Source organism: Pseudomonas sp. GL_139_B, from assembly GCF_057834475.1.
Window position 1 is genome coordinate 3385764 of record NZ_CM174403.1, and the last position, 15064, is coordinate 3400827.

The window sequence follows — 15064 nt, forward strand, 5'->3', positions numbered from 1 at the left end:
GAAGTCGACAATTGACCCGATAACCTTACACCCGACCTGTGCCCAGGTGCCGACCAGACGTCGCGCCAGTATTCCAGCATTCAATTGCACTTTTCGCGAGGAGCATTGCTCTAACCCGTGAAGCAGAGATCACGGCCCAAATATTGCTTTATGATGTTTTTTTCATGGCATCCGTTAGTTGGGTAACAAATGAAAGTACGCGCAACGGTCATTTGCGAATTGGACCGACATGTTCTCCTCGTACGTAAACCCAGGTGTCGCTGGAGCTTGCCCGGGGGAAAAGTCGAGCTCGGTGAAACCACGGCGAGTGCGGCGCTGCGTGAACTTCGGGAAGAAACCGGCCTTGGCGCCGACAGCCTGCTGTACCTCATGGAGCTGGAATCGGGCGGCACCCGCCACCATGTCTACGAAGCGTGGGCGCCGAACCTTTATCTGGCCCGACCATTCAATGAAATCGTCGACTGCATCTGGCATCCACTGGAGACGGTCGACAACCTGAGCACGAGCGACGCCACGCGCCAGATAGTCAAAGCGTTTCTGCGTCGCCTGTAAGCGCTTCTTGGCTGTCGCCCATCAGCGGCTTGATTCGAGTAGCCGACCGACTGCCTCCAAAACGACGTCAGGCATTTCTCGATGTGGGACATGATGACAATCTTCCAGAATCAGATATTTCCCGAGTGCCTTCGAAAGTTTGGCAATGCGCATGGGATGTAACGCGGATCCGTACTCATCCTGTGCCCCATGTAACGCAAGCAGTGGGCAGTGAATCGCTTCGATGGTGTCTTCAATCGTCCACCCGCTGAACGACTCCGAAAGCCAAGTATCCGTCCAGGCGGACAGCACCCACTGCGCTTTATCGCCGTGATATTTCTCAAGGCGCACCATTTGCCCGGGTCCTTCAAACTGCACCTTGGCGTCCTGAATACCGCGCAGCGTCTGTGCCTCAACAAACGCTTGTGCAGAAACGGTGATCAATGCAACGCAGCTTTGCGGATACAAGGATGCGCAACACGCCGCCATCGCACCGCCAACGCTATGGCCCAAGGCGACAAAGCGGTCGATTTGCAACGCAGATTTGATATAGGCAAAGAAGCACTCGGCTTCGTCGCGGATGAAATGCATCGGCAAACTCTTGGGGTGAGGATCCGACTGCCCAAAGCCGAGCCGGTCGTACGCAATGACTTCAAGACCCGTTGCCTGACAGAGTCGTTCGGGAAAATCTCGCCACAATTCGACACATCCAAGGGAATCATGAAAAAGAATAATGGGCGGTTTTAGCTGACTGCACGCCTCACCCGCCGGGAACCAGCGCCAAGTAAACAGCCGCCCATGCGGCGTATCGATCCAAAGCGTTTCAACACTGACAACTGATGACATTGAAATTCTCAACTGATCTTTCAGGCGGGGCTGGAGAATACCTCGTGCCTCCACAAATTAAGAGTCCTTGCCTCCGTGCACCTGGATAACCAATCAATGCCGACGTTTGAAGGTGTCGGAGGGCAGTTCGCCGAACTGTTTACGGTAGCTGTCGGAGAATCGTCCCAAGTGCAGGAAGCCATAATCCATGGCCACTTCCGTGACATTGCGCACGTTGCACGTCGGGTCGCTCAGGCACAGGTTGATGCGTTCCAGCTTCTTCTGCCGGATGTAGTTTTGCGGTGACGTTCCCGCATTGCGCTCGAACAACCCGTACAACGAACGCAAGCTCATCCGCGCCTCGCGCGCCAGTTCTTCACTGTCGATGTCATGCTTGAGGTGGCGTGCGATGTAATCGGCAATCACCTCGAACGAGGGCGAACCCAGGTTACTGCGGATAACATTGGTTTTCATCAGGCTGAGCATCTTGCTGACGATGATCTGCGCGTAGTGTTCTTGCACACGCGGAATCTGCTCGCTGGCTTCGGCTTCCTGGCAAATCATCGCCAGCAGGCTGACGAAACCTTCCAGCTCATCGAGCTGGTAACGGTTCTCCAGGAACCGCACGCCCTGCCCCGGATAGTGCCAGCGCTGTTCATCGCACACCGACTCAAACAGCCGTGTCGGGACTTTGAGGATGAACTTTTCGCAATCGTCGGAATAGGTCAGATCGACCGGTTCATCGGGGTTGATCAGCAGCAATTCACCGGGGGCAAAGTAACGTTCCTGACCCCGTCCACGCGATAGGCAATTGCCCCGCAGCAGCACTTGCAAGTGATAAACGCTGTCGAGTGCGCCTGACGTCACACGCACGCTGGCGCCGTAGCTGATGCGGCACAGGTCCAGGCTGGCGAATTTGCGGTGATCGAGGCTGGCCAGGGGGCGACCGACCTTGGGCATCAGGATGCAATGGTTGCCGACATGCTGATTGACGTAACCCGATACCGCATAAGGGTCGGCATGGTCGAACACTCTGCTGCGCTGACTCAACAGTTGCGCGTGCATCATTGGGTCACTCTCGTTGTTGTTATCGGGCCATTCTAGTGCCCTGGCCCAAACACAAAAGGCCACGAGATAAACGGTCAGTTATCTCGCGGCCCGGTTCGGTGCTAGAGGTGATCAATCCTCGAGCGCACGAACCCGTTCATGGCGCTGCTGTTCTTCAGGTTGCGCGCTGGACTGCAAGGTGAAATCGAATTCGATTTCGGCAAACCGGCCGCTGACACCGTACGCCGCTGCGCGTTGTTGATCGTCGCTGAAAGTGATTTTGGCGATCAACTCATCACGGGTGGCGTAGGCGAAATCGTCGTGCAGGTATTGTTCGCCATCGAGGTTGATCTGGGTGGTCAGGTGGCGATGATCCGGCGCCGAGATAAAGAAGTGAACGTGCGCGGGACGCTGGCCGTGACGGCCCAGTTGATCGAGCAGTTGCTGGGTCGGACCGTCCGGCGGGCAGCCGTAACCCGACGGCACGATGCTGCGGAAACGGTAGCGACCTTCAGCATCGGTGACGATCCGGCGGCGCAGGTTGAATTCCGATTGCGCAGTATCGAAGTACGAGTAAGTGCCACCGGTGTTGGCGTGCCACACGTCTACCACGGCACCTGCCAACGGTTCGCCGGCGGTGTTGAACACGCGCCCTTGCATGAACAGCGTCACACCTGGATCGAGGCCATCATCGAGTCGCGCTTCGCCTTCGGACAGCGGCGCACCCGCCACGTACAACGGGCCTTCGATGGTGCGTGGCGTGCCGCCGGATTTGCCGGCCTGTTCGTCTTCAGCGTCCATCAGCAGGTCCAGGTAATGCTCCAGACCGAGCCCGGCGACTATCAGCCCAGCCTCCTGACGCGCGCCCAGTACGTTAAGGTAGTTAACGGCTTTCCAGAACTCTTCCGGGGTCACGGCGAGGTCTTCGATGATGTTTACCGAATCACGCAGGATGCGGTAGATCAGGGCCTTGGCCCGCGGATTGCCAGCATCGTTGTGCAGGCCGCTGGCCTCTTCGAGAAACTTCTGGACTTGGGCAGTGTGGGAGATCTTGACGTTCATTTTGTTAGGTTCCTCATCTTGTAATTATTAGCCTAGCGAACTGAGCAGGCTGGGCTCAGCGGTCATCGTCGCGAATCGAAGAAGGATGCCGGCACATCGCGTCGATCTCGATCGCCATGTACGGAAACAGCGGCAGTTGCATCAGCAGGTCATGCAGTTCTTGAACGCTGTCGACATCGAATACGCTGTAGTTGGCATAGTGCCCGGCGATGCGCCACAGGTGGCGCCACTTGCCCTGCTCTTGCAGGCGCTGGGCCAGGGCTTTTTCATCAGCCTTGAGTTTGGCGGCTGCTTCGGGGTTCATGTCGACCGGTAGATTCACGGTCATTTTTACGTGGAATAGCATGATCTCTCCTCAGGCTTGATGAACGGAAGTGGATGTTTTGTCGCGACGGAAAAACGCCAGGCGTTCTTCGTCCAGGCTCAAGCCCAGGCCCGGTGTTTGCGGGACATGCAGTTCGAAGTCGCGATACACCAGCGGCTCGCTGAGAATGTCTTCGGTCAGCAGCAAGGGGCCGAACAGTTCGGTGTCCCAAGCCAGTTTGTTCAGGGTGATAAAGGCATGGGCCGAGGCCATCGTGCCGATGCCGCCTTCCAACATGGTGCCGCCGTAGAGGCCGATGCCAGCCGCTTCGGCAATCGCGGCAGTGCGCAGCACGGCGCGGGGACCGCCGTTTTTGGCGATTTTCAAGGCAAACACCGACGCAGCGCCTTCGCGCGCAATATTGAAGGCGTCTTCCACGCATTCGATGGATTCGTCGGCCATGATCGGCGCCGGGCTCATCGCATTCAGACGCGCCATGCCGGCGCGGTTGTTGCGCGAGATCGGCTGTTCGATCAGGTCGATGCCGTTGGTGCCGAGGATCCGGCAAGCGCGCAACGCAACCGCTTCATCCCAGGCCTGATTGACATCGACCCGCACGCTGGCGCGATCACCCAGGGCTTTTTTGATCGCAATGACGTGGGCCAGGTCGCGATTGACTTCACCTGCACCAATTTTCAGCTTGAAGATCCGATGGCGGCGCAGGTCGAGCATTTTTTCCGCTTCGGCGATGTCCTTTTCGGTGTCGCCGCTGGCGAGGGTCCAGGCCACTGGCAAGGCATCACGCACACGCCCGCCCAACAATTCGCTGACCGGCAGGCCCAGGCGCTTGCCCTGGGCGTCGAGCAACGCGGTTTCGATCCCGGATTTGGCAAAGGTATTACCCTTAATGCTGCGTTCCAGACGCAACATGGCGGCATTCACGTTGCCGCTGTCCTGGCCGATCAGCAGGGGCGCGAAGTGTGTGTCAATGTTGGTCTTGATGCTGTCCGGGCTTTCGTTGCCATAGGCCAGGCCACCGATGGTGGTGGACTCACCGATCCCTTCGATGCCATCGGCGCAGCGCACACGGATGATCACCAGGGTCTGATTCTGCATGGTGTGCATCGCCAGCTTGTGCGGGCGGATGGTCGGCAGATCGACGATGATCGTCTCGATCGATTCAATGGCTGTTGCACGCATGTCGATACCCGTCAGGTTCTTAAAGTTCTGGAACCGATTCTCGTACGGCTTTTTTCGCGATGCCAATATAGAATTGGTCTGACTTGATACCTTTAAGGTATGCAAACGACAAACACCCGGAGGCCCCATGGAACTGCGTCACCTGCGGTATTTTCAGGTGTTGGCCCAAACCCTGAATTTCACCCGCGCCGCGGAACTGCTGCACATTGCTCAACCGCCCCTAAGCCGGCAGATCCAGCAACTGGAGGACGAGCTGGGCGTGTTGCTGCTGGAACGTGGCCGGCCGCTGAAGCTGACGGAGGCCGGGCGGTTTTTTCATGAGCACTCCACCGCCCTGCTCGAACAACTGAACAAGGTCTGCGACAACACGCGGCGGATCGGTCTGGGGGAAAAGACCTGGCTGGGCATCGGCTTCGCGCCTTCCACCCTGTACGGTGTGCTGCCGGAACTGATCCGCCGTCTGCGTAGCGGCGAGCCTCTGGAGCTTGAACTGGGGCTGTCGGAAATGACCACGCTGCAACAAGTCCAGGCGCTCAAGGCCGGGCGTATCGATATCGGCTTCGGGCGGATTCGCATCGACGACCCGGCGATCATTCAAACGGTGCTCACCGAAGACCGGCTGGTCGCCGCCCTGCCCGCCGGTCATCCACTGCTGGCCGGGCCAGTCAGCCTTCGCCAACTGTCCAAAGAACCCTTTGTGCTGTACCCCGGCAACCCGCGCCCGAGCTATGCCGACCATGTGATCGCCCTGTTCGAGTCCTATGGCGTGAGCATTCACGTCGCGCAATGGACCAACGAACTGCAAACGGCAATCGGCCTGGTGGGTGCCGGGATCGGTGTCACGCTGGTGCCGGCCTCGGTGCAATTGCTGCACCGCGACGACATTGGCTTTACCCCGTTGCTGGAAGACAACGCCACCTCACCGATCATTCTCAGTCGGCGGGTGGGCGATGTCTCACCGGGGTTGAATCATTGTTTGAAAGTGATCGGGGAGTTGCAGCCGCCGGCGAAGTTTTAATGGGAATTTTTGTCCCAGAACCAATTCCAAAAACCCGGCAGCTCTACTGGCTGCGAACTGTCCTTGACGGTGCGCGCCATCGCCGCGCGCTGTACGGCATCGTGATCGTCATAAAACGGTTTTTGCGCCAGTGGCACGCCGGTAGCCTTGGCGCTGTCGATCAGAATTTGCAGGTATTCCCGGGTGTGCCGGGCGGTGTAGCGATTGAGATCGTGGAAGGTCACGACCACCGGAATTACCCCATCCACGGTCGGTAACTCACCCAGCGCGATGCGCTCACGGACTTCAGACATCGAACGCAGCATATGAGACCGACGCCGGGGGCTGGCGTTGAAGCCCCAGATTTTGCCGTCGTTGGCGCTCAAATCGGTCAGCAATACATGCATGCCGTGCCGCTGATAGGCAGCGAAGACGCGTTTGTCGTAGTTCCAGAATGGCGGACGAACCAGAGTCGGCGGCGCGCCGGTGATAGCCGCGATGTCTGCACTGCCTTTGCGCAACGACTGCTCCAGTTCTTCCGGGCTCAGCGAACGGTGATTGGTGTGCCAATGGGTGGCCGTGTGAAATCCCAGCACCTGCCCTTCTGCCTGTTCGCGATGCATGAGTTCGCGCCCGATATCACTGTCGCCAGCCCTTGGCGCCCCGGTCTGCACGAAAAACACTGCTTTGATGTTCGGCTGTAGAGGGTTGTCCTTCAGGCTGTCGAGCACGGTTGCGGTGGGGTTCCAGAAGCTCGAAGCACTGGGGCCATCGTCGTAGGTGAGCAGAAAACGAATCGGTGCCTGCGCCTGTAGACGTTGTTCCGTCTGCGGGGTCAGCTCGATGGGTGCTGAGATGCAACCCGCCAGCCCGACGACGATGGCCAGTGTGCTGAATAGTTTGAACAGCTGTTTCATGTTTTGCCTTGGATCAGACCGTGACCGTCAACTCATCAAATGGCAAAAATCCTTCGCCCGTTCATCCTTCGCCGGCCCGCCAGTTTTGCGGGCCGAAGTTGGATCAGGGTACACAGTGTTTGGTTCCTCCGCCCACCCGCCTCACTTACTGCGCCAAGACACTCACTCGTGATCCGAAAGCTAAACTGAACATTCCCGTCAGCGCTTTCCAACCGCAGGGTCAGCCAATGTGTGGACGACTGTCGCAGTACCGTGGCATTCACGATTTTGTCGCCGTGCTGAGCATTCCCGACGCGATGATCAATCACGTCGGGGATGAGCCCTTGGCCCGCTATAACGCTGCGCCCACCACCCAACTCGCCCTGTTGCACCTTGAACCTGACGGGTTACACGCCGATCCGGTGCGCTGGGGCTGGCGTCCGCACTGGGCGAAAGATCGCGCCGCGCCGATCAATGCGCGGGTGGAGAAAGTCGCTCATGGCCCATTCTTCCGGGCGATCTGGCCACACCGCTCGATTGTGCCGATCGACAACTGGTTCGAATGGGTCGATGCCGGCGATTCGACTCGAGAGCCCTGGTTGATTCGCCGACGGGACGGCGCACCGAGTTACTGCGCGTCCATTGGCCAGTTTCCCACTGCTGACAACGAGCCGCGCAGCGACGACGGTTTTGTCATCATCACGGCGGACAGCGCTGGCGGCATGCTCGATATTCATGACCGGCGACCAGTGGTGTTTTCAGCGGAACTGGCGCGTGAATGGCTCGAACCGACCCTCCCGAAAGAGCGCGCCGAACAAATGGTGCTTTTACAGGGTGAAACCAGCGAAAAATTCGAGTGGTACAGGGTCGACAAAGCCGTCGGCAATGTCAGAAACCAGAGTAGTACATTGATAAATAAGCTTATTTAATGCAAATCCCATATAGCCCTTTATAAGCAGGGCAAATACTAGCCAATAAACAGAACACATAAAGGTTACACATTCTGTTTTGCGCGAAAAACACTTGCTGCTGAATGAGGGGATTTCCCATTAACCACTTGTCTGACAACTCGCTCGCTGTACATACATTTAGTATCACTAAAGCTAGGATGCGCGCGTATTTCCGTAGCTTTGCCTAGTTGACCGAAGAGTCAACGAAGAAGGAAATCCCCAAAACAACAAACCTTGCAGAGAACTAAGTTGCGCGACGATCTGGTAATCAATCAAGTCAGCAGCCTGGAATGTGTGCACCTGTCGATGACAGAACGCTATCAACTTGACTGCTTTATCGGGCAATACATAAAGACCCGAAACCTGCGCCCTGTCCCCAATATCAGCGACATCCTGCGTACTACCCTTGCGAACTACTCCGGCAAACCACCGGTCATGGTCAACGAGTTGAATGCATGGATCGACAAGACCTTGGGCTACCGGGCTTTCCATCCGGATTTTTCGTCATTGGAAGACTTTTTGAAATGACGTCCGGTGTCGTTCGGCAAAGAACTGAGCCAACCATAGCGTTCAAAGAAGAGCCCCGCTGATAGCGGGGCTCTTCGTTTATGGGGATCGGTCAGGGCTTCAACGGGCGTTCTTCATCGCGGTCTGACAGTTCTCGGCTGTCGTCATGTTTCCAGTCCTGCCGCGATCGCTCTTGACGCTTGATCTCTTCCTCCGAGGGTTCATCCTCATCTTCTACATCCGGACGTTTGGGATCATTGGCCATGCGCACCTCTCTTCCTGTGAAGGGACCTATTAAGCGTAGAACAAATTCCAGCGCTCGATTCAAAGCCACCAGCGCAGCAAGAAGAAAAACCCCATGCTCAGCAGCATGCTGAGCAAGGTGTTGCGGGTGTAAAGCACCAGCCCCACCGCCACCAGCGAACTAATCAAGTAAGGGTTGTCCCACTGCAAGTTCAGCTGTTTGTCGGGCATGAACACAATCGGCCCGCAGATCGCGGTCAACATGCCCGGTACGGCAAAACCGAGAAACTGCCGGGCATTGCTGCTCAAGCGCACTGGCAACCGGGGTTCGAGAAACACGTAGCGGTTGAGAAACACCAGCACGCCCATTCCGATAATCACCGCCCACACCATCATGCTGCGCGCCCCCTGTAGAGTTTGTTGCAAATAAAGCCTGCGGTCATGCCCGCCAACCCGGACAGGACCAGCGCCGAGCCCCACTGCCAGTAACTGAACAACACCGAGCAGAACAGCGACACCGCGACACACACCACGGTGGGCACGCTGCGTACCACCGGAGTGATCAAGGCGATGAAGGTGGCGGCGATAGAGAAGTCCAACCCCAAATGCTCCAGCCCCGGAATGCTGCTGCCCAGAACAATTCCCGCCAGCGTGAACAGGTTCCAGGCGATGTAAAACGTCAGCCCGACCCCCAGCGCATACCAGCGATTGAATTGCTGTTTGTCGTGCTGACTGGTCAGGGCAAACAACTCGTCGGTGAGCAAAAAGCCCAGCCCTACCCGCCAACGCCCCGGCAAGGGTGAAATCACCGAACGCATGCTCATGCCATAAAGCAAGTGCTGGGACGTCAGCAACACGGTGGTCAGCAGAATCGAAAAGATCCCGGCACCGCCCTTGAGCATGCCGATGGCGACCAACTGCGCGGCACCGGCAAACACGATGCTCGACAAGCCCTGGCCTTGCAGCGGCGTGAGATTGGCCTCGATGGCCATGGACCCGGCCAGCAAGCCCCACGGCGCAGTGGCCAGGGACAGCGGCATGATTGCTGCCGCACCACGCAGAAACGCGCTGCGCGGCATGAGTGAGTTCGACATAACGCCCTACAACCAGTGAAAGACCCGAGACTTTGCCAGCTGTCGCGGCGAATATCGAGTCCAACTCACCGGCCTGATGCGCGCCGAACTCGCTGATTTTGCTGAACACCGGATACCCATAGAGCAACAGCCAACGCCCGAGTACCATGAAGCCATTCGCAAAACAGGTCAGGGAGGCGACATGCTTTACCGGATCGCCGCCGACGGGCTGGTGCTGTTTCATCTGTTGTTCATTCTGTTCGTGCTGTTCGGCGGGCTATTGGCGCTCAAATGGCAACCGCTGATCTGGGCCCACCTGCCCTCCGCCGCGTGGGGTGTGACGGTTGAAGTCTTGCACCTGACCTGCCCGCTGACCCAGTGGGAAAATCTCATGCGCCAGGCGGCCGGGCAAACCGGCTACGGGGGCGGTTTTATCGAACACTACGTGTGGCCGATCATTTACCCGGCCGGCCTGACACCCGCGATTCAATTGGCGCTGGGTAGCGTGGTGCTGGCAATCAACGTGCTGGTCTATCTTCGTCTGATCAGGCTGTGGAAATTTCGCCGGGCCGCCTGACACAAACGCCGAGGATTAAATCCATGTTGTCGATTGAAGACCTGACGCTGCTCCAGGCGATCCGCGAGACCGGCAGCCTGTCGCGGGCCGCCGCGCACTTGGGCAAGGCGCCGTCGACCGTGTCCTACGCCGCGCGACAACTGGAGGAGCGCTTTGACGCGTTGCTCTTCGACCGCCGTCGTTACCGCTTGCAGCTCACCCCGGCCGGCGAGTTGCTGGTGAACGAGGCGGCGCGGTTGATGCAGGACGTGTCCCGGCTGACCCAGCGGGTGCAGCAAGTGGCCAACGGTTGGGAAAGCCGGTTATGGATTGTCACCGACGAATTGCTCGAATTCGAAGCCTTGATTCCAGTGATCCACGAGTTCGATGCGCTGCAATCCGGGGTGCCTCTGCGCATCACTCAAGAGGTGCTCAAGGGCGTTTGGGAAGCCCTGAGAGAAGGCCGCGCGGACTTGATCATCGGTGCCACCAACGAGCCGCCGGCGATCCCGACCCTGCGCTGGATGCAATTGGGGGAAATGGAGTGGGTGTTCGCGGTGTCGCCCAAACACCCGCTGGCCAAGGCCAAAGAACCGATTTCCCGGGCGATGGTGGCGCAGCACCGGGCGATTGTCGTGGCCGATTCTTCAAGGGTCACGGAGGGCAGCACCTACGGCGTCTCTGGCGGCCAACCGGTACTCGCGGTGCCGACCATGCGTGCAAAAGTTCTGGCTCAATGCGATGGCCTGGGCGTTGGCTGGCTGCCCCGGCACCGGGTGGGCTCGCTGCTGAAAAACGGCAGCCTGGTCGAAAAGCAGATGGCCGACCCCCGCGAACCAAACATTCTGTATGCCGGCTGGCGCGGCGATCATGACGGTCGAGCATTGGGCTGGTGGCTGGAAAAACTCAAGCAATCGTACCTGTCCACCAAGCTGGTTCAGGGCAGCGACCGCTTTATCTGAACTCAGTCGGCCGTGACACTCATGTTCCGCCCGCTGGCCTTGGCCACGTAAAGCGCCTTGTCCGCTGCGCTAACCAAATCATCCGGTTGGTCCTGCGAGGCCTGGTTGTAGGCGCAAACACCGATACTGACCGTCACCCTGTCCTCTGGGCTTTCGCAGTGCTCAGTATTCGCCTGCAGTACCGCGTGACGGATGTTTTCGGCCACCAGAAAAGCGCCCGCATAGTCGGTGCCAGGCAGCACCACCGCAAACTCTTCGCCGCCATAACGGGCGGCAAGGTCACCGGGACGCTTGATATTGTCCTTGATGATCGTGCTGATCCGGCGCAAACAATCGTCACCGGCCACATGACCATAACGATCATTGAAGCTCTTGAAGTGATCGACATCGATCATCAGCAGGGCAAGGTCAGTCTGAGTGCGCCGTGCGCGGCCCATTTCCGCAAGGATAAACACGTCGAACTGACGCCGGTTGGACAGACCAGTCAACGCATCCTCAAGGGCCAGCAACTCAAGGCTGCGATTGACCTCGATGAGTTGCTCCTGGCCATCGAGCAACGCGCGCTGGATGTGATGTTGCTGCTTCATGACGTGAATGAGGCGGTAACCGAGCCCGCCCAGAAACAGCAGCAGCAAGACCACAATACCTGCGCTCAATGCCGTCTCTTTGCGCCAGCCGGCCAGGACTTCCTCCTTGTCCAGCGCAGCAAAGATGATCAGTGGATACCCGCTGACACGCCGAAACCCCACTACCCGCTCCACACCGTCCACATATGACTTGACGGTGGCCGTGCCGGAATCGCCTTTGGGCAACAGCTGGGTAAACAGCGGCGCCTTGGCCACGCTGATGCCAATGTCAGCCTCATTGAACGGCCGCCGCACAACAATGCTGGCATCATCGGCAAACAGGCTGATCACCCCGTTGCGGCCCATTTCGATACTGTCGTAAAGCTCAAGGAAATGACTGAGATAGATCGTTGCCAGCGCCACACCAGCAAATCGACCATCCGGATGATTGATCCGGCGTGACACAGGCATGATCCATTCACCACTCGAGCGACTTTTTATCGACTGACCGATATGCGGGCCGCGGTCGGGATGGTCACGATGAAAAATGAAATACTCACGGTCGGAATTGTTCGCGTCAGGCACCTCGGCGCCATTGGAGTTGGTGATCCAGCGCCCCTCTTCGTCAAAGACGAACAAGCCATGCAGTTGCTTCAGTTCGCTGCGTTCAGCGCTGAGCAAACGTTGCAATCTGGGCAGTTGTTGCGCACCGACGCCCTCGTTTTCAACGCGATCCACGAGGGCAAACAGCAGCGTATCGGCCTGTTTTATTGACGCTTGCGTTTGCGACGCCAGGGTCTGCGCCAGGTTGGACATCGCCACTTCTTTGTCATGCAGATGGTACTGGCGCGAATTCCAGGCTTCCCAGATTACGATTGCCGTCATCGACAGGCACACCGCCACGAGCAGAACTACCGCGTATCGGACCTTGAGCGTTGACGCACGCTGGCTGGGCTTCCACGGCGTGGCGGAACGGGAGCTTTCAGTTGGATCTTTAATGGACGAATGCCCCCAAAACGGTCCCTGATTCGTTATGACAGGGCAACTTTTCCTGTTAGCCCCATGAATGCCGTACCAGCAACAAGATAGGCGATTTGCCAGCTTCATGATGGGATTGTGTGGGAGATCCGCCCTGAAAGTCTTACTTCGAGGACTGTTTCACCGCCTCAAGCCAGGCCGGATCCAGACGGGTTTGATCGGTGTCGATGCCCAGCGCATCCATCTGCGCCTTGTGCTGATCCATCTCGCGGATCAACTGACTGTGGTCACTGGAGTTGCCGTCCAGTTCGTGCATCTGGTTCAAGCCCAGGTGGTAAAAACGCAGCAACTTCATGGCCACCGGATCACCCGTCTCAACCGCTGCGGTAACCTGATGCATGATGTTGGTGATGCTCATCAGGCTGCGCTTGAGCTGCCAGCCGTACACCGCGGGCGCCATCCATGGCTGGTTCCAGAATTTGCCGCGCATCAGCGCCGCCATCAGCAACACCGCGATAAACACACCGCCGACGTTAAACCGCAGGTTGTCGCCGCCGGGCTCACCGAACAACGCCACCGCCGCCGTGGACAGCACCATGGCCAGCGCCAGGAAAATCAGGGCAATTATCAGGGTGCTGCGGCGCGTCTGCTGTCGATAGGCTTGGGCATTCTTCGGCTGGATTTCGAACATCGCGACAGGGTTCCTTGGGGCATGAGCAAAAAAGTAGGCCAGGCATTATCGCCTCTGCGAGGGATTTAGCTATGCTGGGGCTCCTTTTCATCTTTTCATCGTCAAACGGGGGACATGGCGGTACAGCGCAGTTCGTGCCATCTTCATCCATGGATACACTCTATTCGGATGCCATTCGCGCGGCTCGGTGAGTGACATCGTTTTAAGGATTATTGAATGACCCAACGACAAGTAATCAACGCCTCGGTCAGCCCTAAAGGCAGCCTGGAAACCCTTTCTCAACGCGAAGTCCAACAACTGAGCGAAGCCGGTTCCGGCAGCACCTACGACATCTTCCGCCAATGCGCCCTGGCCATCCTCAACACCGGCGCCCATGTCGACAACGCCAAAACCATCCTTGAAGCCTATAAAGATTTTGAAATCCGCATCCACCAGCAAGACCGCGGTGTACGCCTGGAGCTGCTGAACGCCCCGGCCGACGCCTTCGTCGACGGCGAAATGATTGCCAGCACACGCGAGATGCTGTTCAGCGCCCTGCGTGACATCGTCTACACCGAAAACGAACTCGACAGCCAACGCATTGACCTGAGCACCTCCCAAGGCATCAGCGACTACGTGTTCCACCTGTTGCGCAACGCTCGCACCCTGCGCCCCGGCGTCGAGCCGAAGATCGTGGTCTGCTGGGGCGGACACTCGATCAACACCGAAGAATACAAATACACCAAGAAAGTCGGCCACGAACTGGGCCTGCGCAGCCTCGACATCTGCACCGGTTGCGGCCCCGGCGTGATGAAAGGCCCGATGAAAGGCGCGACCATCGCCCACGCCAAGCAGCGTATCCACGGCGGTCGCTACCTTGGATTGACCGAACCGGGCATCATCGCGGCCGAAGCGCCAAACCCGATCGTCAATGAGCTGGTGATTCTGCCGGACATCGAAAAACGCCTGGAAGCGTTCGTGCGCGTCGGCCACGGCATCATCATTTTTCCCGGCGGCGCGGGCACGGCTGAAGAGTTCCTGTACCTGCTCGGCATCCTGATGCACCCGGACAACGAGAACCTGCCCTTCCCGGTCATCCTTACCGGCCCTAAACATGCCGCCCCGTACCTGCAACAACTGGACGCGTTCGTCGGCGCCACGCTGGGCGACGCCGCGAAGAAACATTACGAAATCATCATCGACGATCCAGCTGAAGTCGCACGGCAGATGACGCAGGGGCTCAAAGCGGTCAAACAGTTCCGCCGCGAGCGCAATGACGCGTTCCATTTCAACTGGTTGTTGAAGATCGACGAAGGTTTCCAGCGCCCGTTCGACCCGACCCACGAAAACATGGCCAACCTGAAACTGAGCCAGGCACTGCCGGCCCACGAATTGGCGGCCAACCTGCGGCGCGCGTTCTCCGGCATCGTCGCCGGCAACGTCAAGGACAAGGGCATCCGCCTGATTGAACAGCACGGGCCTTACCAGATCCGCGGCGATGCAGCGATCATGCATCCACTGGATCAACTGCTCAAAGCCTTCGTCGCCCAGCACCGGATGAAACTGCCGGGTGGTGCAGCTTATGTGCCGTGTTATCAGGTCGTGGCATAGCCCTCGACCCGATTAACACCTAAATCCATGTGGGAGCGAGCCTGCTCGCGATAGCGGTGTGACATTCAACATTGATATTGAGTGAC

At 58.2% G+C, this 15064-nt stretch carries 18 protein-coding genes; 7 read left to right on the forward strand and 11 right to left on the reverse strand.

Annotated features, from left to right (window positions below; translation table 11 throughout):
• Positions 1-189 precede the first annotated feature (189 nt).
• The gene (locus tag AC3ISI_RS15345; RefSeq protein ID WP_489332683.1) at positions 190-552 is read left to right on the forward strand and encodes an NUDIX hydrolase; all 363 of its coding nucleotides are present in this window, start codon (positions 190-192) and stop codon (positions 550-552) included.
• A gap of 21 nt (positions 553-573) precedes the next feature.
• Here the strand turns inward: AC3ISI_RS15345 and AC3ISI_RS15350 are convergent, their stop codons facing one another.
• The 5 genes from AC3ISI_RS15350 to AC3ISI_RS15370 form a co-directional block, all read right to left on the reverse strand.
• Positions 574-1377 carry an alpha/beta fold hydrolase gene (locus AC3ISI_RS15350; protein WP_489332684.1) on the reverse strand — a complete coding sequence of 268 codons (804 nt, stop codon included), beginning with the start codon at positions 1375-1377 and terminating at the stop codon, positions 574-576.
• Positions 1378-1470: 93 nt separating this feature from the next.
• Positions 1471-2424, reverse strand: a complete 954-nt coding sequence (locus AC3ISI_RS15355; RefSeq protein ID WP_489332685.1) for an AraC family transcriptional regulator — start codon at positions 2422-2424, stop codon at positions 1471-1473.
• Between the two features lie 111 nt (positions 2425-2535).
• The gene (gene catA / locus AC3ISI_RS15360) at positions 2536-3465 is read right to left on the reverse strand and encodes a catechol 1,2-dioxygenase (RefSeq protein WP_489332686.1); all 930 of its coding nucleotides are present in this window, start codon (positions 3463-3465) and stop codon (positions 2536-2538) included.
• Positions 3466-3520: 55 nt separating this feature from the next.
• On the reverse strand, positions 3521-3811 hold the full coding sequence (catC, locus tag AC3ISI_RS15365; protein ID WP_008053771.1) for a muconolactone Delta-isomerase: 291 nt from the start codon (positions 3809-3811) through the stop codon (positions 3521-3523).
• A 9-nt stretch (positions 3812-3820) separates the two neighbouring features.
• A complete protein-coding gene (locus AC3ISI_RS15370; protein WP_489332687.1) occupies positions 3821-4969 on the reverse strand; it encodes a muconate cycloisomerase family protein in 1149 nt (382 codons plus the stop codon).
• A 127-nt stretch (positions 4970-5096) separates the two neighbouring features.
• On the opposite strand from AC3ISI_RS15370, the gene AC3ISI_RS15375 reads away from it, so the two are divergent.
• Positions 5097-5987 carry a LysR family transcriptional regulator gene (locus tag AC3ISI_RS15375; RefSeq protein WP_489332688.1) on the forward strand — a complete coding sequence of 297 codons (891 nt, stop codon included), beginning with the start codon at positions 5097-5099 and terminating at the stop codon, positions 5985-5987.
• Here AC3ISI_RS15375 and AC3ISI_RS15380 read toward each other — a convergent pair.
• On the reverse strand, positions 5984-6883 hold the full coding sequence (locus tag AC3ISI_RS15380; protein WP_489332689.1) for a polysaccharide deacetylase family protein: 900 nt from the start codon (positions 6881-6883) through the stop codon (positions 5984-5986). The two genes, AC3ISI_RS15375 and AC3ISI_RS15380, sit on opposite strands and share 4 nt — an antisense overlap.
• A gap of 227 nt (positions 6884-7110) precedes the next feature.
• On the opposite strand from AC3ISI_RS15380, the gene AC3ISI_RS15385 reads away from it, so the two are divergent.
• A complete protein-coding gene (locus AC3ISI_RS15385) occupies positions 7111-7791 on the forward strand; it encodes an SOS response-associated peptidase family protein (protein WP_489332690.1) in 681 nt (226 codons plus the stop codon).
• A 270-nt stretch (positions 7792-8061) separates the two neighbouring features.
• Positions 8062-8340: a hypothetical protein gene (locus AC3ISI_RS15390; protein ID WP_489332691.1), complete on the forward strand. Its 279-nt coding sequence runs from the start codon at positions 8062-8064 to the stop codon at positions 8338-8340.
• Between the two features lie 91 nt (positions 8341-8431).
• Here the strand turns inward: AC3ISI_RS15390 and AC3ISI_RS15395 are convergent, their stop codons facing one another.
• The 3 genes from AC3ISI_RS15395 to AC3ISI_RS15405 are packed head-to-tail and all read right to left on the reverse strand — an operon-like array spanning position 8432 to position 9656.
• Positions 8432-8584 carry a hypothetical protein gene (locus tag AC3ISI_RS15395; RefSeq protein ID WP_489332692.1) on the reverse strand — a complete coding sequence of 51 codons (153 nt, stop codon included), beginning with the start codon at positions 8582-8584 and terminating at the stop codon, positions 8432-8434.
• Between the two features lie 59 nt (positions 8585-8643).
• The gene (locus tag AC3ISI_RS15400; protein ID WP_162830874.1) at positions 8644-8955 is read right to left on the reverse strand and encodes an AzlD domain-containing protein; all 312 of its coding nucleotides are present in this window, start codon (positions 8953-8955) and stop codon (positions 8644-8646) included.
• On the reverse strand, positions 8955-9656 hold the full coding sequence (locus AC3ISI_RS15405; protein WP_489332693.1) for an AzlC family ABC transporter permease: 702 nt from the start codon (positions 9654-9656) through the stop codon (positions 8955-8957). The genes AC3ISI_RS15400 and AC3ISI_RS15405 overlap by 1 nt, the downstream gene beginning before the upstream one ends.
• 181 nt (positions 9657-9837) lie before the next feature.
• Between AC3ISI_RS15405 and AC3ISI_RS15410 the strand changes: the two genes are divergently transcribed.
• Together AC3ISI_RS15410 and AC3ISI_RS15415 are read left to right on the forward strand one after the other, a co-directional pair.
• A complete protein-coding gene (locus tag AC3ISI_RS15410) occupies positions 9838-10212 on the forward strand; it encodes a DUF2784 domain-containing protein (RefSeq protein WP_489332694.1) in 375 nt (124 codons plus the stop codon).
• 23 nt (positions 10213-10235) lie between these two features.
• Positions 10236-11153 carry a LysR family transcriptional regulator gene (locus AC3ISI_RS15415; protein ID WP_489332695.1) on the forward strand — a complete coding sequence of 306 codons (918 nt, stop codon included), beginning with the start codon at positions 10236-10238 and terminating at the stop codon, positions 11151-11153.
• 2 nt (positions 11154-11155) lie between these two features.
• Here AC3ISI_RS15415 and AC3ISI_RS15420 read toward each other — a convergent pair whose 3' ends face one another.
• Together AC3ISI_RS15420 and AC3ISI_RS15425 are read right to left on the reverse strand one after the other, a co-directional pair.
• The gene (locus AC3ISI_RS15420) at positions 11156-12604 is read right to left on the reverse strand and encodes a sensor domain-containing diguanylate cyclase (RefSeq protein WP_489332696.1); all 1449 of its coding nucleotides are present in this window, start codon (positions 12602-12604) and stop codon (positions 11156-11158) included.
• A gap of 256 nt (positions 12605-12860) precedes the next feature.
• The gene (locus AC3ISI_RS15425) at positions 12861-13388 is read right to left on the reverse strand and encodes a DUF3087 domain-containing protein (protein ID WP_489332697.1); all 528 of its coding nucleotides are present in this window, start codon (positions 13386-13388) and stop codon (positions 12861-12863) included.
• A gap of 216 nt (positions 13389-13604) precedes the next feature.
• Between AC3ISI_RS15425 and ppnN the strand changes: the two genes are divergently transcribed.
• The gene (gene ppnN, locus AC3ISI_RS15430; RefSeq protein WP_489332698.1) at positions 13605-14978 is read left to right on the forward strand and encodes a nucleotide 5'-monophosphate nucleosidase PpnN; all 1374 of its coding nucleotides are present in this window, start codon (positions 13605-13607) and stop codon (positions 14976-14978) included.
• Positions 14979-15064 lie beyond the last annotated feature (86 nt).

What these genes read in the sequence shown, in the direction of transcription:
- AC3ISI_RS15400 (WP_162830874.1), bottom strand. Translation starts at nt 8,955, where the DNA reads ATGGTGTGGGCGGTGATTATCGGAATGGGCGTGCTGGTGTTTCTCAAC.
- catC (WP_008053771.1), bottom strand. Translation starts at nt 3,811, where the DNA reads ATGCTATTCCACGTAAAAATGACCGTGAATCTACCGGTCGACATGAAC.
- AC3ISI_RS15370 (WP_489332687.1), bottom strand. Translation starts at nt 4,969, where the DNA reads ATGCGTGCAACAGCCATTGAATCGATCGAGACGATCATCGTCGATCTG.
- AC3ISI_RS15395 (WP_489332692.1), bottom strand. Translation starts at nt 8,584, where the DNA reads ATGGCCAATGATCCCAAACGTCCGGATGTAGAAGATGAGGATGAACCC.
- AC3ISI_RS15345 (WP_489332683.1), top strand. Translation starts at nt 190, where the DNA reads ATGAAAGTACGCGCAACGGTCATTTGCGAATTGGACCGACATGTTCTC.
- AC3ISI_RS15425 (WP_489332697.1), bottom strand. Translation starts at nt 13,388, where the DNA reads ATGTTCGAAATCCAGCCGAAGAATGCCCAAGCCTATCGACAGCAGACG.
- catA (WP_489332686.1), bottom strand. Translation starts at nt 3,465, where the DNA reads ATGAACGTCAAGATCTCCCACACTGCCCAAGTCCAGAAGTTTCTCGAA.
- AC3ISI_RS15375 (WP_489332688.1), top strand. Translation starts at nt 5,097, where the DNA reads ATGGAACTGCGTCACCTGCGGTATTTTCAGGTGTTGGCCCAAACCCTG.
- AC3ISI_RS15350 (WP_489332684.1), bottom strand. Translation starts at nt 1,377, where the DNA reads ATGTCATCAGTTGTCAGTGTTGAAACGCTTTGGATCGATACGCCGCAT.
- AC3ISI_RS15385 (WP_489332690.1), top strand. Translation starts at nt 7,111, where the DNA reads ATGTGTGGACGACTGTCGCAGTACCGTGGCATTCACGATTTTGTCGCC.
- AC3ISI_RS15405 (WP_489332693.1), bottom strand. Translation starts at nt 9,656, where the DNA reads ATGTCGAACTCACTCATGCCGCGCAGCGCGTTTCTGCGTGGTGCGGCA.
- AC3ISI_RS15355 (WP_489332685.1), bottom strand. Translation starts at nt 2,424, where the DNA reads ATGATGCACGCGCAACTGTTGAGTCAGCGCAGCAGAGTGTTCGACCAT.
- AC3ISI_RS15420 (WP_489332696.1), bottom strand. Translation starts at nt 12,604, where the DNA reads ATGACGGCAATCGTAATCTGGGAAGCCTGGAATTCGCGCCAGTACCAT.
- AC3ISI_RS15415 (WP_489332695.1), top strand. Translation starts at nt 10,236, where the DNA reads ATGTTGTCGATTGAAGACCTGACGCTGCTCCAGGCGATCCGCGAGACC.
- ppnN (WP_489332698.1), top strand. Translation starts at nt 13,605, where the DNA reads ATGACCCAACGACAAGTAATCAACGCCTCGGTCAGCCCTAAAGGCAGC.
- AC3ISI_RS15410 (WP_489332694.1), top strand. Translation starts at nt 9,838, where the DNA reads ATGCTTTACCGGATCGCCGCCGACGGGCTGGTGCTGTTTCATCTGTTG.
- AC3ISI_RS15380 (WP_489332689.1), bottom strand. Translation starts at nt 6,883, where the DNA reads ATGAAACAGCTGTTCAAACTATTCAGCACACTGGCCATCGTCGTCGGG.